The organism is Enterobacter cloacae complex sp. P14RS, assembly GCF_014895895.1.
Taxonomy (GTDB): Bacteria; Pseudomonadota; Gammaproteobacteria; order Enterobacterales; family Enterobacteriaceae; genus Enterobacter; species Enterobacter bugandensis.
In genome coordinates, this window is sequence record NZ_JADBQM010000004.1 from 250265 (window position 1) to 267043 (window position 16779).

11 protein-coding genes are annotated in these 16779 nt (G+C 50.9%); 7 read left to right on the forward strand and 4 right to left on the reverse strand.

Annotation, left to right across the window (positions count from 1 at the left end):
• Nucleotides 1-6 precede the first annotated feature (6 nt).
• Nucleotides 7-2445 carry a poly-beta-1,6 N-acetyl-D-glucosamine export porin PgaA gene (pgaA, locus tag IM295_RS03165; protein ID WP_193066203.1) on the reverse strand — a complete coding sequence of 813 codons (2439 nt, stop codon included), beginning with the start codon at nucleotides 2443-2445 and terminating at the stop codon, nucleotides 7-9.
• A 673-nt stretch (nucleotides 2446-3118) separates the two neighbouring features.
• Here pgaA and IM295_RS03170 point away from each other — a divergent pair.
• A complete protein-coding gene (locus tag IM295_RS03170) occupies nucleotides 3119-3646 on the forward strand; it encodes a helix-turn-helix domain-containing protein (protein WP_045260784.1) in 528 nt (175 codons plus the stop codon).
• A 61-nt stretch (nucleotides 3647-3707) separates the two neighbouring features.
• Here IM295_RS03170 and IM295_RS03175 read toward each other — a convergent pair whose 3' ends face one another.
• On the reverse strand, nucleotides 3708-6710 hold the full coding sequence (locus IM295_RS03175; RefSeq protein ID WP_193066204.1) for an autotransporter outer membrane beta-barrel domain-containing protein: 3003 nt from the start codon (nucleotides 6708-6710) through the stop codon (nucleotides 3708-3710).
• 114 nt (nucleotides 6711-6824) lie between these two features.
• Nucleotides 6825-7139, reverse strand: coding sequence for a lipoprotein (locus tag IM295_RS03180; RefSeq protein ID WP_028014394.1), 315 nt, complete (start codon nucleotides 7137-7139; stop codon nucleotides 6825-6827).
• 175 nt (nucleotides 7140-7314) lie between these two features.
• On the opposite strand from IM295_RS03180, the gene IM295_RS03185 reads away from it, so the two are divergent.
• The 6 genes from IM295_RS03185 to IM295_RS03210 all read left to right on the forward strand — a co-directional run bounded on the left by IM295_RS03185 (nucleotide 7315) and on the right by IM295_RS03210 (nucleotide 16497).
• Nucleotides 7315-7947 carry a response regulator transcription factor gene (locus tag IM295_RS03185; RefSeq protein ID WP_028014393.1) on the forward strand — a complete coding sequence of 211 codons (633 nt, stop codon included), beginning with the start codon at nucleotides 7315-7317 and terminating at the stop codon, nucleotides 7945-7947.
• Nucleotides 7944-9728: a hybrid sensor histidine kinase/response regulator gene (locus IM295_RS03190; RefSeq protein ID WP_193066205.1), complete on the forward strand. Its 1785-nt coding sequence runs from the start codon at nucleotides 7944-7946 to the stop codon at nucleotides 9726-9728. The genes IM295_RS03185 and IM295_RS03190 overlap by 4 nt, the downstream gene beginning before the upstream one ends.
• Nucleotides 9729-10095: 367 nt before the next feature.
• The gene (locus tag IM295_RS03195; RefSeq protein WP_193066206.1) at nucleotides 10096-13761 is read left to right on the forward strand and encodes an ATP-binding protein; all 3666 of its coding nucleotides are present in this window, start codon (nucleotides 10096-10098) and stop codon (nucleotides 13759-13761) included.
• The gene (locus IM295_RS03200; RefSeq protein WP_193066207.1) at nucleotides 13761-14384 is read left to right on the forward strand and encodes a hypothetical protein; all 624 of its coding nucleotides are present in this window, start codon (nucleotides 13761-13763) and stop codon (nucleotides 14382-14384) included. Before IM295_RS03195 ends, IM295_RS03200 begins: the two co-directional genes overlap by 1 nt.
• Nucleotides 14384-15622: a hypothetical protein gene (locus IM295_RS03205; protein ID WP_193066208.1), complete on the forward strand. Its 1239-nt coding sequence runs from the start codon at nucleotides 14384-14386 to the stop codon at nucleotides 15620-15622. Before IM295_RS03200 ends, IM295_RS03205 begins: the two co-directional genes overlap by 1 nt.
• On the forward strand, nucleotides 15619-16497 hold the full coding sequence (locus IM295_RS03210) for a Wadjet anti-phage system protein JetD domain-containing protein (protein ID WP_193066209.1): 879 nt from the start codon (nucleotides 15619-15621) through the stop codon (nucleotides 16495-16497). Before IM295_RS03205 ends, IM295_RS03210 begins: the two co-directional genes overlap by 4 nt.
• 16 nt (nucleotides 16498-16513) lie before the next feature.
• On the opposite strand, the gene IM295_RS22975 is transcribed toward IM295_RS03210, so the two are convergent.
• Nucleotides 16514-16648, reverse strand: coding sequence for a TerB N-terminal domain-containing protein (locus IM295_RS22975; protein ID WP_226859407.1), 135 nt, complete (start codon nucleotides 16646-16648; stop codon nucleotides 16514-16516).
• Between the last annotated feature and the right edge of the window lie 131 nt (nucleotides 16649-16779).

The following is a 16779-nucleotide window of genomic DNA, read 5'->3' on the forward strand; positions in this document are numbered from 1 at the left end:
TCATCCTTAAAAGCGTAAAGTCGCATCAAGCGTGACGGAGAGGTTGCTCTCGCGTTTGCCGTCGTAAGGGCGTTTATCCCAGTTCAGCATCACGCCGGTATCAATGACGTTATTCCACTGGACGCGTTGCCCGTAGCCCAGCAGGGCTATGGCGCCAACGGACTGGTTTTTCTGCCAGTAGCTGCCGCCTCCCGCCACCAACTGCTGGCTCCAGAGGGTGTCGTAATGGCGGTACATCTCATGGTCCACGGACAGGGCGGCCGTCACGGACAGATCCCGCGCCGGGTTGTAATAGAGCGTGTCCCGCAGGCTGTTTTTACTGGTGGCGATCCCCGGTTCAAGATCCAGCGTCAGGGTCGGGGTCTGCCAGAGACGCTCCTTACCCGTAAGGGTGTATTCCTGTCGGCGATTATGGTCTGAGAAGCGGCTGACGGCGGCGCTGAACTGGTACTCACGGCGCTCGTTTTGATACCAGCGGATCCCGCCTTCACCCCGGTTGGCGCTAATCCCGTTGCGTAATGCCCGTAGCGGCGCGGTGCGGGATAAGCGTTCAAGGCTGCCGCTGACCTGCCAGTTATCATTGAGAAAGTACGTGGTTGAGAGGCGAGCACCCGGCTTGTTTTCACCGTGATAGCGGTTGCTGGATACCTCGGCTTCGAGCTGAAGGTCGCGAGGACGCCACTCGATGCCGCCCAGGAGGTGACGGCTGGTGCCTTTGCCTTCATCGAAATTACCCTGCGCATAGCGGGTACCCGCAAACAGCCGCCAGCTATCCGCTACCGGTGGACCATAGAGCGTGGCATCCCCGTTCAGGTCGTGCGTCCCGCTGATGGGGTTATCGGAGTGCAAGCCCTTGCTCGTGTTAAAGCGCAGCTCGGACATGTGATGCACCGTTCTGAGCCTGTCCAGACGCCTGGCGCTGCGAGCAACGGGCGCGCGGGCAAGCACGTCGTCGGCCAGTAAATCCATCTGGCGCCACTCCTGCAGATCCATGGCGACGTAAGCCTGCTGCTGTTCCAGCTCCAGATTAGATGGCTCCAGCGCCTCCGCCCTTTTTAACGTTTGCTCGGCCGCGCGCGGCTGACCCCGCGCCTGAAGCAGGGTGGCATAGTCAATCTGCAGCCCCTGATTGCCCGGCGCCGTTGTGGCCAGACGGTGCGCCAGCTTCTCCGCATCCGGCAGGGCGTTGGTTGAGAGCAAATAGTTAAATTTGAGCGACTGCCCGGTAAGCCACCGATCGTTGGGCTGCGGAGTGGGCGAGCCGAAATCGTAGCGGGTCCACGGAACGCTGCGGGTCTGGCGCTCTACGTACTGCCGAGCGGCCTGATACCGCCCCGTGTCCAGCCAGGCGTAGAAAAGCGCATGCTCCTCGTCCTGGGGATCGGCGGCGTATTGCGGATAGCGTTGCAGCAGCGAGAAGGCGGCAGTGGCGTTTTTCTCCTGCAGATACGCGGAGATCGCCCAGCCGATGGCCCAGCCCGGCACCGAATGCTGCGCCTCCGTCAGCGCCTGATATTCACGGATGACCTGCGGGTAATCGCCATGCGCGTACAGCGCACCCAGCCTGTCGATACGGGCGAGGATGATGTCTTCCGCTGCCTGCGGTTCGTGTTGCCAGCGTGAGAGCAGGGCGTCGTAACGATTCAGTGCCGTTTGCGCCAGCTGCAGGCGCTCCTTTTCCGTTCTGCCAGGCACGTCGGCAAGGCGAACCCATTCTGCGGCGGCATTAAGCTCCAGACGGCGGCGCTGCGCGGGGGTCAGCGTTACCCTTTGTGACAGCATCAGCGCGGGAGTACTCACCCGGTTATCCGTTAGCGCGTCAATCAGCTCGCTAAGGAGCGCGTTATTCTCCGGCGCGAGGGTCAGCGCGCGCGTGTCCGCTAAAAGCCGATCCCAGCTTTTTCCCTGGCGTAACCAGACGTATGAAAGCGTCTGAAGATGCGCCGGAGAGGGATCCTCCGTCACCAGCTGGCGGGCTTCCTGCAGAGCGAGCGTATCCATGCGGGCATCGGCCAGGGTTTTGATATAGCCGATACGATAATCGTCATTATGTGGCGCAAGGCTACGCGCCTCTTTCCACAGTGATAAGGCAGGCTGCCACGCTTTTTGATCTCTTCTGGCCTGCGCGACAGCCGCAACGCCGCGAGCGGGCAGCGGCATATAAATGCCATAGCGCTGCCAGAGCTGAATCACCTCGTCATTACGACCTGCCCACGCAGCCACCTGTAACCAGTCCGCCACTTGCTCGGGCGTCAGAGCATGCTGTTGCTGATACCGCTGAAGATAATTGAGAAACGGCGTGTAATTACCGTTACGTGCCTGTTGAATCTGTTGCTCATAAACGGATTCCGTTGCCTGAACGAGAACAGGAAACAGAAATAGCAGAAACAATAATCCTGGGGCGCGATAAAAGAATAACGTATTGAAGCGAAGCGATCTTTCCATATCTATTTGCCATTTGTTTATCATGAATCCATTGCATAACACGGCCGCCTTTTAACTCTGCGTTAAAGGCCATAAATGAGAACATTAAATCTGAATGCAGTAACGTTATGGGGTACTTACTTTAAGGTAATTATGGAACCTCCTCTTTGGGGACTGGGTGGAAGGTAATGTACACCTGATATGTTGCCGGATAAATATGGTGAAAAGCAGAGGGATAGTTTTGGGATAATTCTGGAATGAGAAGTCTTTTGTGATTATTTTGAATTGAATGTGTGTTTGCAACCATTTGATATTAATGTGTTTTATTTATGTCTTTTTGAGTTTGTTTATATTCCTGGCGAGGTTTTATTGTAGCAATTAAAGTACTTTCTGGTGCATGTTTGGGAAGTTTCATGACAAAAAGTCTTAATGTTCAGTGAAGTGACTTTTCTGCGATTGTTTTTTATTTATAATTAACGCCAGCCATTGAATGAAAGTCTACAGGAAGTCTTACTCATCAATGTCTGTATTGAGGGATGTTCAACGCCAGAATACATATTGTCGTTAATATTACAGCGCTATAAAACGAAGGCGGCCTTCTTTCTGAAGGTGCGTTCTTGCTTTAATCTAAAAGGGATGGTTAGTGGCAACTTCAATAGTGTTAGTGACCCAGGATCGCTATCTTGTCAGGGGGATGAGACTATTTTTCCCGGATATTATCCTGCTCGACTCGATTGACAGAAACATATTCGATAACGGTGCAGATGAATATTCTGTGTTGATTGATAGCCGTTCTCCGCTCCGTTTATATGATTACCTGATACGCCATCCGGCCAGAACAAAAAAAACGATCTGCTGCGTTATGCTGGATATGCGACATCGCGAGGAGAATCTACTCAGTATGAAGTTGTTTATGAACACGTCGCTTACGGCGCCGGATATGGCATCGTTGTTTAACCTGGTGCTCAATATGAAGGGCAGGCGTCTGACCACCAAGTGGCTGCTTAACTTACGGCTTGGCACGCACGAAGCGATCATGCTGCGGTTGTTGAGGGCAGGGATGTCGATGGAAGCGATTGCCGATGAACTGAACACGTCGGTGAAGAGCCTCTATCGCAAACGGACAGCGCTGTCGGAACGCCTGGGGGCGGAGAACTTCAACGAGGCGTGTTTGTTTATCTTTAAAAACAAACTGCTGGATGCGGTTGGGAACGATCCCTGAGTTCCTGAGAGCCCAAAAGAAAAAACCCGCCACAAGGGCGGGTTCTTTTACTGGAAATAATTCAGAACGACCAGCGCAGATTAGCGTTAACCGAGTTGACGCGGGTATCCGCACCATATTGCCCCTGATAACCCACATCCAGCGTCGCAGCACGCGACAGCTGTACGCTCACGCCGATATCACCCACCATCACGTCCTCATCCACGGCCTGCCCCTGAGTAATGAACGCGTCGCTGCCCGCAAACGCCATGCGCGAAGAGGTATTCTTATCGCCATAGGCGTGCTGCCAGCCCAACGAACCGTAGAGGTTCACGTTCTTCGGCAGCTCGGTCACACCGCGCACCCCGAGGGTGGAGTAGAAGGTGTTCATCGTTTCGTTACTTACGCTCAGCGCGGCGGCACCGCCGTCTTCCCTGAAGCTGTCGGTATGCAGTCGAATGTACGATAAATTGACGAACGGCTCGATATTCATATCAGGCTGGCCGAAGCGATAGCCCGCTTCGGTGAATGCCAGCAGCGAGTTGGCGTCGTAATCCGACTTCAGCCGATCCGAGAAGCCGCTGAAATCAACGCTGCGCTCGCCATCGATCTTGTGCCAGGTGTAACCCAGCGCGCCGCGAAGGGAGAACGCATCCTGTTGACCCGCCGCATACAGGCCAAGGTGGTAGTTATCGGTATCCGTTGAGGAACGACGGCTGTCGACGTCGTAATCACCGCGGCTGTAGCCGAAGTAGCCACCGACACGCACGTTATGATCCGCCAGCTTGCGATCTGCCCCCAGCAGGAAGCCGGTGGTGTTGCCGTCCAGCTTGCCCACGTTACCGTCGCCGTCGTTTCGGCTCCAGGAGCTGAAGGTCTGGCCCCAGACGCCATTGTTTTGCGGCTCCGGCTGCTGCACCAGCGACATCGCTAACGGTGGTATCGGCAGGCTGTCGTTATCAAACGCGCGCTGCATACGCTGGTTTAAAACGTTAAACACCTGCGTGCTGCCGGCGATCAGGTTGGACTGCATTGACGGATAAACTTCACCGGACAGCTGGTTGAACGCCTCGCGCGCTTCCGGCGCGCTGAGTACCAGCAGCGAGTTATACAGCGCCAGCGACGGGACGCTTTGCGTCAGGGTGGAGAGCGCGCCGGCGGTATTCCACTGGTTGCTGCTTTTGGCGACGGTCTGGAAAATCCCCGGCTTGCCGCTGCCCGGATTCTCACTGCCAGGGTTTTCTCCGCCCGGGTTCTCACCGCCTGGGTTTCCTCCTCCTGGATTTTCACCTCCCGGGTTTTCGCCTCCCGGATTCTCGCCGCCGGTCTCTTTCTGCGCGATGGTCAGATCGACGGCGTTGGTGCTCTGGTTGAGCGCCACGTCCAGGAAGGCGGATTTAGACACCGCCCCCGCGAACTGACCGTCAATTCCCCCGTCGGAGGTTAAAATGCGGTAGCTTTGGCCCGTTTTGTAGCTGGTTTGCGGATCCAGCGCGGTGACCTGTACCTGAGCCCGATCGCTGATGGTCGTTTTGCCTGCGACCAGCAGCTGGTCGCTGCGGCCATCACCGGCGATATCGACATCATAGAAAGAGTCACCCACAAAATTCAGATAACGTTTCAGCGTCAGCGTGCCGATATCGCCATCCCCGGGCGAGATATGCCCGCCGGAAAGGATCTCGGTCTGGCCCAGCGTGCCGTTCCCTCCCAGGGTTCCGCCGGCCTTGATTGACGCGGCGCTGCTGTAGCCCAGCCCGTCGCTAACGTCGGATCCCGCCGTCGCGTTGAGGATCAGCGTCCCGCCGTTCTCGGCGCTAAGAGTCTGAATATCAAAAATATCGTCTTCTGGCTGGGTGTTGATGTTGCTGGCGATAATGACTTTGCCACCGCGCGCGGTCACGTTCGCCTGAAGGGCTGAAAGATCGCCATTCAGCGTTGTCTGCCCGGAAGTATTGATCACCTCACCTTCGCCGCTCATCTTGTTGCTGAAGACGTAATTTTCATCGGTATGGTTGAAGTAGACATAGCTGCCGAACAGCCCGCCGCGTAGGCTGATTGCCGTATTCGCATCGAGAGTACCCGCGCCGCCCGCTGTGCCAAGCGTTGGCTCAGTTAAACCCGTGCCGGTTTCCATATTGCCGCGGCTGCCGATAATGAGCGCACCCCGGTTCGAGCCGGAACCCGAGGTCCCCACGATCAGCGTATTGCTGCCAGCGGAAAATGAACCGCCGTCAATCACCGACAGCACGCCATTGCCATAATCGCCCACGCTCACGCTGCTGCCGCTGGTAAAGCGCGAGTCTTTGCCCGCAATAACCAGCTCGGCGGTTTTACCTGCCCCGGAGACGCCCGCCACCTGCACGCCGCCAACGTTAACCGCACCGCCGTTCAGCACGTCCAGGTCGCCATAAAGCGTCAACGTACGGCCAACGTTCCACTGTGAGCCGCTCCCCGTGACGGTGGCTTTCGGGCTTAGCGTGTCGGTTTCACCCGGCCCGGTACCATTGCCGATGCGCGCATCGTAGGCGGTGCTGAGCGCCGCGCCGTCTTCAATCGCCAGCGTGGAGCGTGCCCCCAGATCGGTACCTACGCTGAGAAAATTACTGGTCACGCGAGAGCCGGCGCCAGTGGCGATAAGGTGACTGTCGTAGCCGCGGGTGGTGCCGACAACAATTTCTTTTGCGCTGGCCAGCGCGCCTTCTTCGACTCGCAGGGTGCCGAGGCCAAGATTCAGATCGCCGCGCAGGACGTACTGATCGTTCACTGCGTTAAGCTCAGCGTTTGGCCCACGGACCGTGACCACGCTTTCATAAATTTGGCCGTCGAACAGCCGACCGATGTTGATGTTATAGGCGGTGATTTTGCCATTATCGATCAGCAGGTTTCCGGGTTGATTACGTCCAACGTAAACATCTCCGGTGTAACCCAGCGTTTCGGTTATACGCGCCTCGCCATCAAAAATGGCATCGGCTGCGCGCGCGAAATCGGCAGGTGAAAGCAGTAACAGCGGCGCGGAAAATAGAGCGAGGTAAAGTCTGGAAAGCGGCGTCTTAACCGCTAAAGCATGCGATGTAGAGTTATTCACGGGCTATCTCCGTACTCATTAGCGTGATGTCTGGAAAATCGTTTTTATGAAAACTCAGATACGTCAGAAAATATAAAAGGCGTTATTTATGTACGCCTTTTCATTTGCCGTTAATTATTTATGCGTGACAACAGGGGTACAGGTTGGTGCGCTGAGCGTCGGGGCGGATCCTAAAATCCCCGGCATCATCATTGATGAGCAATCGAAAATACGCCCTTTTTCCGTCGTAGCGCGATAAGACAGTTTTTGCCCTCCCAGTGCGTCCGGCTGGGCGCCATTAACATTGGTCACGGTTATTTCATCCGATGAGCCCAGTCCCAGCATTTTAGCGGTCTCCGCCTGCAGGAGTGGAATAGCCTGATCGGTTTTTAGCGTGGAACAACCGGCGAGCATCAACGTAACGCTTAAAAAAATGAGTGGTTTTTTCATAAATTATCCTTGATATCCAATCAGTTAATTTCACTGATTGTATTTATGTTTTCATTTACCCAAATCAGCGAATAATATATTTCCCTTTCCTAATCGAAAAAACCCTCCTAAAGTAGGGTGGGTAGATAATAATTCATCTGTACACTCAGATATGCGAAGGTAAAAGGAGGATCCTTTGGGGCAGAATTATGCGTTGGTCGTTGATGACCATCCATTGGTAGCAAGCGGCATCGCTAATTTTCTGATTTCACATTGCCAGTTTAAGCAGGCGAGCGTGGTGACGAATGAGGAAGATTGCTACCGTCAAATTAGGGATAATGGCCCGCCGCGTTTGCTGGTAATCGATTTTTGGCTTTCGTCCGGAACGGCACTGAAATTACTCAAAGAAGTAAAACAACATTACCCACAGGTACGGTTCCTGGTGGTCAGCGGGGATGACAATAATGACATCTGGCAGAAAGTTCACGCCGCCGGGGGACACGGATTTGTATTGAAAAGCGAACCGCCTGAAATGTTCTCACGGGCCGTTTGTGCACTCCTTGATAATCTGACCTGGTTTCCTGAGAGAAACGATTTTCCCGTTGAATCGAATAATGAGAAGTTAAGTAAATTTAACTTAACGCCGCGACAAATAGACGTTTTAAATATGATTATGCGCGGCCTGCCAAATAAACGAATCGCCGCGCAGCTTTCAATTTCTGAGCCCACGGTCAAAGAACACATCAGCAATATATTGAAAAAGATAGGCGTTAACAGCCGGGTCGAAGCCATCACGCTTCTGCATGGCAAGCGGGAATCATCAGAATGAGGTTTTTCCAGAGCTTACAGAAAGATGGTATCTCATCTCCCGCGCAGATCCGTTTGCTAAACAACACTTTTTTGCGGCTGGTGTTCAGCTTTAGCGCGGTGCCATTTGTCGGTATTCCTTTTGCCATCTGGATCTATTTGCTGGGCGATGAACTTGGCCCAACCATTATCTGGATAATTATTTACCTGCTATGTGCCGTGGCGATCCGCATATTGCACCGACGCTACCAGCGCGAAGTGAAAGAGCATGATGAAGAGGACGTCCTGCGCCGCTGGCTTCCGCGCATAAATAAGATCGCTTTTATTCACGGGCTGGGGATTTCATCTCTCTATTTAATTACTCCGCAGACGCAGAACTTTGACTTTTTCCTGCTCCTTAATATCAGTATTGCCGCCATCGTCGCCGCCAATGCGACGCATCTGACGCCAGTCATCAGCACCTTTACGTGCTTTTTCTTCGCCTCCTGGGGAGTATTGAATATCGGCATCATCTGGCGGCTGGACGAGCTGATATTCATTGTGCTGATGCTGAACCTGCTGTACGGCTTCGCCATTTACCGCCATGCGTTAACGTCGCACGCGTACTTTATTCAGCAAGCGCTGCTTGAGGAAAAAAGCTCACGCCTGGCAGAACAGTTTCGCCAGGCCAAAGAGGAAGCGGAGCAGGCGCTGCTGGATAAAAATCAGTTCCTGACGACAGCCAGCCACGACCTGCGTCAGCCGGTACACGCCATGGGATTTTTGATTGAAGCGATTATCCACCGAAATCGGGACGACAGCCTGACGCCTCAGCTGCTTGACCTGCAGCAGAGCGTTCGCTCGGTGCATTTGATGTTCAATTCTCTGCTCGACCTCAGCAAGATTGAATCCGGGAAAGTGCTCACTGCCCCTACCAAAGTGGACATCGGCGCTCTGCTCGACTCGGTGATCACGCTGTTTCGCGAAGAGGCCAACAGCCGTGCACTTAGGCTGTCCACCCGTCGACCCAAACGCCGCATCCACGTGATGGGCGACCCGCTGCTGGTGCGACAATCGCTGATTAACCTGATTCAAAACGCCCTTCGCTACACGCAGCAGGGCGGCGTGCTGGTTGCCATCCGACCGCGCGGTGACGAGTGCCTGGTGGAAGTGTGGGACACGGGTGTCGGTATCGCTGATGACGAGAAAGGTAAAATCTTCTCCCCTTATTACCGCCCCGAACTGGCCTGGAAGATCGACAGCGCCGGACACGGGCTGGGCCTCGCCGTGGTTGCCCGCTGTGCCAGGCTGATGAAGGTGAAGTACGGGATGCAATCCATAGAAGGTAAAGGCTCACGCTTCTGGATGCGCTTCACTCAATATGCTGGCGAAGAGATCGCGACGGACATCCCGCCCGCCGATAACAACGCCTCTGCGCCGGTACGCTATGCGCCGCTGCGCGGTTCTTGCCTGGTCGTCGATGACGACCCGCTGGTGACGTCAGCCTGGGAGAGCCTGATGAGCGTTTGGGGAATCAACGTGCGCTGCGCGGCCTCCGCTGAAGAAGCGTTCGCCATCATCGACGACGGCTTCACCCCGTTCGCCGTGCTGTGCGACCAGCGCCTGCGATCCGGCGAAAGCGGCTTCGACATCCTGAAAGCGCTTTTTGAACGTCTGCCGGACATGAGCGGCGCGATGGTCAGCGGCGAATTTAATTCGCCTGTTCTGCTGGAGGCGGAGCAGGAAGGGTATCTGGTGCTGCGCAAGCCTCTGGAGCCGGCTAAACTGCATGCGCTGCTGACGCAGTGGTCAGGATGTCGTTAAGGGGGTGTAGATGCGTTGATTTTGGCGGGCTTAGAATGCAAAAACGTACCTCCGTGGAGGTCCGTTAATATGAATTTGGTGCCCGTACTCGGTATTTTCAATTACTTACCAATTTGATCTATTTGATAAATTCTTCTGCATTTTATTGTAAAGGCCAGGAGGTTGACCCTCATTTTTTCTTTTAAATCATCATGATGGATTAGTAATCAAGAAAATAGTTCGGTTCTAACCTTTGTTAAAATTCCCTTTATAAGGTCGTAAAGACTTTTACATCGCCTGATTTCTGATCTAATTGTGAAATAACCCAATGTTTAAAAAGGGTTTTAGGTGTACTATCCTGAGGTTATTTTATGTTCAGGGAGGTATTATGCCACAACTGCTTCGCATCATTCTTATACACACTCACCTGCCTGGTGTTGTTGAAATTCAACTGGAGCAGCATACTAATATTTGTGGAACTAATGCTTCAGGGAAAACAACTCTGCAACGTCTTGTCCCGGTTTTCTATGGTGAACAGCCCAATAAAGTGGTGCCGAGAACGCGGAAGAAGTTCGACGAGTTTTATCTCCCTTTCAGCAATAGCTATATTATTTATGAATACCAGCGAGAAACGGGTGAAAATTGCCTGGTTGTTCTTACGGGTAAAGGTGAGGGGGGCGTGGAATATCGTTTTGTTAGCGCACCTTATCATCCAGACTTTTTCCTTCGTTATACCGAAGATGGCGCGAAAGGGATGAGTTATAACGAATGGTCTGCCCAGATGCGCTGCCGGGATGACGTCTCAGTTTCAGCTAAAATAGGTTCAACGACGGAGTACCGTAGTATCATTCAGAATGATGTCGCCTCATTACGCGGTAATTCGACGGAGGCAATGAGACTACGCCGCCTGGCTGTATCGTTTAGTCTGGTGAGCGGTAGCCACAAGCTCAGGCATATTGAGAAATTAGTAAGCGCGGTTCATGCCGGTGAAGGCAAGATGGAAACGCTCAAAACCATGCTGGCGGCGATTTTTGCCGATGATGGCGTGACGCTTCCGCAAACAAAAGTAAAAAGCGGCTTTGCGCGGGAATGGATCCAAAAAATGCGCCAGTCGCTGCGCTACGATAAATTACAACAGGAGTTTGAGTTCATACAGCGCCTGGGACTCAAGCTGGATGATACAGAGGCACAGCTAGCCGCGCTCCACCCCTTGTTAAGAAACGATGAACAAATTCAGAGGCAGAAACGCGCGGATGCAGAGCAGTTGCTTCACCAGCGTCGTGGGGAGCTCGTTCAATTAGAGGATAGCTTTAATCAACAGCGTAATGCACTGAATGATAGGTTAAGCGAAACGCAAAGCGACCTGAAAACGATTCAGGCATGGCTGAATCATATCCAGAATCAATACGACTGTTATGAACGCAAAGAGATACGCCTGTTACAGACGCACATGGAAGAGTTACCTCAATGGCGCGAGGAGCTTTCAGTGCAAAGCGAACAATTCCGGCTTATGCAGGAGCAGGTTGGTGAACTTTCCCGAGAATTTGAACAGCACAAAGCAAAACTAAAAGACAGTGTTTACCGCCAGGAACGTCTGACTCAACAAAAAATTCAGGACTGCCAGCGGGAAAAAGAGGCGGTCAGGAATAAATCTGACAGCCAGAAAGAGATACTTTGGCAGCGCTTCGAAGAGCGAAAACAACAGCAGGAAAATCACTACGGTGAACAACTGGAGAAGATTTCAGGCGATCGAATGGCTGTTAGCATTGAGCTTAAACATTCCCAGTTAACAGCTCAAGAGCATGAAGAGCGCCAGTTTGCTGAGCTACGCATTGAGCAAGCGCAGGAGCGATTATTGCAACTGGCTGAGCAGCGACAAAATGCACTGACAACGCTGTCTGAGGCCCGTATAAAGCAAGATAGTGTAGAGCAACAGCTTCACAACGCCCGTGCTAACTTACATCAGACTGAAGAACGACTGCAGCGGCTACATCGTCAGTTGGATCCTGAACAGGGTACTTTACGTCACTTTCTGCGTTTACATTATGAGGGCTGGGAACAGAATCTCGGTAAGGTTCTGAATGAAAATCTGCTGGAACGCAAAGATTTGCTACCAGAAACAGGCGAGCTGTCGGAATCGCTGTACGGCCTGCAACTGGATTTAAGCGTGTTAGATATGCAGGATTTTGCGCAAGATGAGGCTTCAATTCGACACAGTCTTGATAAGGCGGAGCAAACCAGAGCCCGTGCTGAAGAAGTGAAGAACATGTCCGAAGCCACTCTTCAGGAGCATCATCAGAACGTTAACCGTTTGAAATCACAAGTAGAAGAGTATGAAAGGCAACGTCAGCGTCAAAACCAGGAAGTTGGCTATGCTCGCGATGCCCGATCGCGTTTAATCGCAAAGCATGAAGCGCTGGAGCAACAACGTCGGCAGGAAAAACGCGTCCGTTTAAGGGCTTTAGACAAAGCACATGCCGAATTAACGCAGCAGAAAGAACAAGATATTGGTGCGTTGACGGAAGAATATAATACGCAAACCTTGCAATTAAATATTGACCTGCAAAGTGAGCAGCAGCTTATTGACGAGAAGATTGAGGAACTGTCTAGCCAGATAAATAAAAAACACGCCGATATGGAGGAGCAGATTAAGATCTTCCAGCAGGCGATGGACGATAATTTAGCGAAGAAGGGAATCGATCCCCGCGAAGTCAATGTACTACGGCAGCGTATTGAAACGCTTAAAAAAGACATTCAGGAAGTGGAGTCTCGTCGGGATGAGTTAACCGAATGGCTTCGTTTTATCAAAGTTGACTACGGGACGTTGCGCCAGGAACAACAGAATAAAGAAAGTGCACTCTCTCAACTAAATCGTGAACTGTTGCAGAAAAAACAGCAATTACAGGCAGATTATCAGAATAAAAAAGACAGGCTTAATAATGAGAAAAAAGAGTATGAGATGCAGATACGACAGGCCAGTGAGTTTGTCGGTCAGTTAAAAATATTACTGGAACGATTATCACCTTTGCCTTTTACCGAAATGATTCCGATTCATATTGACGCAGCTGCTGATATTAATGAACGGATGTCGCGTACCAGCGATATGTTGGAGCAACACGCCAGTTTGACCTGTACTCTGGAGAGCAAACTGAATGAGTTTAAGTCGCGCTTTAATCAGGATGCTGACCCCACTTTCTTTGAATTGTTGGATTCTGAGATAGATAAATTACCCGATCCTTCAAGGACCCGCCAGCAATTGCCAATACTTGAGAAACTACTACAGCTTCTTAAAGATAAACAGCAGCAATTGCTGGAAATGGGGGAGAATATCGGTGGCGATCTGAAAAAATTCTTTGATGTTTTCAGTGATATCAATCGTCGGATTTCGCACCAAAGTCGGCGTTTGAGCGATGCAGTTACCGACGATTTGCAACTGGAGGGCATCAATAAATCAGAAGTTCGTATTTTATCGACCATCGACCAGTTACGCTTCTGGAAACCATTAAAGCGCTTTGCTAAAAACTATAGTGACTGGCGCTCGTCTGGTCAGCAACTACCTCCCGAAAGCTATTTGAATGCACTTATGGATGTAGTTGAACTGCTGCATGCCGATGAGCGTTTTACAATGGAATCGTTATTAAATCTCGAACTTCACCTGAATGAAGGTGGGGAAGATATTGTTATCAAAAACGATCGCCAACTACTGGAAGCATCAAGCCACGGTATGGCCTATCTGATCTTGTGCAAATATCTTTTGGCGTTCACGCGTTTGTTAAGAGGCAAATCAGACGCCGTTATTCACTGGCCTATTGATGAAATCGGGACGCTGGCTTACCACAATGTGGAGAAATTATTTATTGCCTGTAGCCATAATAATATTGTGATTGTAGGCGCTTTTCCGAATGCGGAGTCTGATGTGTTAATGCTGTTTAAGCATCGTTATTTGCTCGATGTCGATCAGCTTGAGCCGACTCAGCGCAGGCTGAAAAGGATCCAGCCGAAAGTGAGCCGCCTTTCTGCCCTACTGGCGCAGATGGAACAGGAGGCAATGTAATGCTGGAACATGGACTTTTAATCAAAAGGCTACTGACAGGGGAATTTATTTGCCGTATCAACGACCCGGATGCTTATCGTCACTTACAGGATGAGATTACCCGGCAAGCGATGGATAGCTATTTGCGCCCTCTTAACTACAGAATTGTCAGTAATGAAACTAAAACTGTCTATTATGCGGGCTTTTGTGAGATGAATCGCGATACCCGCAGCCAACTGATGAATCAGTTTAAGGACATCATCTCTTCTCTGCTGCCTCTGCTTGAATGGTTACAGCTCATACAGGAGACGCAAGGGCGGGAGAGTACATTGACCGCTGGTGACTATATCAGGTTGTCGGAAATCATGACGCGTGTAGAGGATAATCAGAGCCTGCAACAGCGTCTGAATCAGCTTTCCAGCGATCGTTTTTTCAATTGTAAGAGTGATTCCATTGATCTTCAGCTCAAACAAATTTTCCGGCGTTTGAAAGAGCATGGCTATGTCAGACAACCCAACGCCGAGCAGCAGATATTTATTGCTACGGGAAAAATTGATTATTTGATTGACGTGATCCGCTTTATCCGTGATGAAGAGCATTTACCAGTTGAAGACAAACCGCCTGTTCAGCAGGAGCTTTTATAATGGCGCAGGAAATTTTTCCGCTATCCGGCCTGTTTAAAAACGGTGCTGAACGGCTGGCGTTGTTGGGAAAACACCATCACGCTTTGATGAAGGGTTATGTCGATGGGTTTATTGATGAAACGGCTTTTAGCGACCAGACATTAAAAAAGCTGATTGCAGCGCGTATTGTATATCGCCCTGATGAACAACAGCCGCTGAGGCTACGCCCGCTGGTAAGCGATCTCATCGCCAGCATGGTTGCTGATGAGAGCCGACGGCAAATTAATGCGGATGTGGCAGAAAAACTGGAGCAGATCCGCAATAAGGTGCAGGCTTGGCGCGATGCTTATTATAAAGGCGATTACAGTATTGCTGAACGACAAATGCAGAGACTGACTGAGCTCATTCACGATCTTAGCGGGCAATTTGAAGAGGCTATTGATAGCCTCTGGCATCGTCTGAATAACGATTTCGGCTTCGTCAGCACGTTGAATGAAAAAATTATCGAGAATGCGCGAGCGCAAAATCAGGTTCGCCGGCTGCTTGATGGACTGGCTTTAATCGCTTTCCCTGAATTGATCGAGTTTGCTGAAAATAATAGTTCACTTCGTAAATTATTAGTGAGCCAGTTACAATTGCGCGTCAGTCTTCACCATAGTTCACTACTGGCCGTTCAGCAGCGTCTGGTGGATCTGATGGCTAAATTTCGCCAACAGCAGTCGCGTACACTGTTAGTGACGAATATGGCTGCTTTTTTGCGTCAGCATCCACAATATCAACCGGCTAGCTATCCTGAACGCCGGGAAGTGCCGAATATATTCAACATTGCGACACCACTTTCACTGCAAGCTTCCATTTCGCTCGACAGGCCTGTGGATCGACAAGCTATGGTGGAGATGTTGCTCGCTCTGCCTCGTGCATCGGTTATGCCCCCACCCGTGCCAAAAAGTGCGGGTTCAGTAATGCCTCCCGTTGATGAGGAGGTCGCTGCTCGTCAGGTTGCGCTTAAAATGGACGTTGAGGATTTTTATGTTTTTGCTGCCGGACAATCTGGGCCAGTTAGCGCACTGCATTATCTAGCGGAAAATCATCTAAGCTGGGACAGCGAAATATGGCTTTATCAGGTCATTACGGAATATCATTCATTGCCGCTAGCGGATAAACCGCGGTTCTGGCAGCGTTGTGATGAGCGCCAGGCCAGCCCGGTAAATGATCTGCGTATTATATCGGATGTAAGTATTGGCGTGAGGGGAAAATGACCGAAGCAGAATCGTTGTCGTATAACGCACTCGTCTGGCTTAAAAAACTTGATCATCGCCTGAAAGCGAAACATAGCGAGAAGAAAAATACTAGCGGTAAAATCGTGACTCAGGTTTTGCGTTGGTGTACTGAGCTGGATTTGATCCCTACTAACAGTTTGTTACTGCCTGAGTTCCTTTTTACAGTGGCATTGCTGAATAAAATTTCAGATACCCAGCAACGTCTTAAACAGGCGAACTTTCGTGACGATCTTAGTTTAAAGAGCCGCATTGAGAGCGCACAGTTAAGTGATCAGGAGATTAAAACGGCTGGAGTTCGACCACAGCAGCATCGTGTGCTGCTCCGTCTTAATCAGCCCTTGGTCAATGAGTTGGGGATGACTATTGAGGCTGTCGATACGGATTGGCGTAAGATTACGCTGATGCAGTTTGATGTTCTTATCGTGGTGGAGAATCAGGATTGTTTCTACCAACTGGCGCTTTTTGATTATTCCCAATGCGATTTTCGTTCTCCTCTGATTATTTACCGTGGCGATCGGGCATATAGTAAGGGGGCTGTTGCGTTGAAGCATTGCTGGTTGAAAACAGGGAAAGCTGCGATCTATTTTGGCGATTTTGACCCGAAGGGAGTCAGTATTGCAATGAATGAAGGTTATCATTTTATGTTATTACCTTCGCCAGATACGGTAATAAAAAAATCCTCTCCAGTGATGTTTCCTGATGAGCAGTTAAAATTCTTACCTGAATTATTAAGAGGTAAGATACATTGTCATTTTCGTGACTATCTGATGGTTTTGGAAAAACATCAAGCACTTAGGCAGCAGAAAATGCAGGGAGAAATCTTAAAAATGGTTATGTTGAAAACTTCAGGTTAGAATATTTTGTTGGTGGTCATGAATTGTTTCGGTCGCTTGCCAGCCAGTCAAGATAGGCACCACGGCAACGAGGGGAGAGTGTAGCAAAGCTGGGCCAGTATCCCAGCAATTCATCATAAGGTTCTATGGGGAAAGCCTCATTAACCAGCAAGGCGTCGGATCCATCGTTATAAAAATAGCCATATTCACCTGTGAATGTGTTTTTAACTGCCCGCCGAAATGTAAATTACTGTGATTAATAACGACGTTTTGAACGGTGACGATTTCTCCCGGTTTGACCCA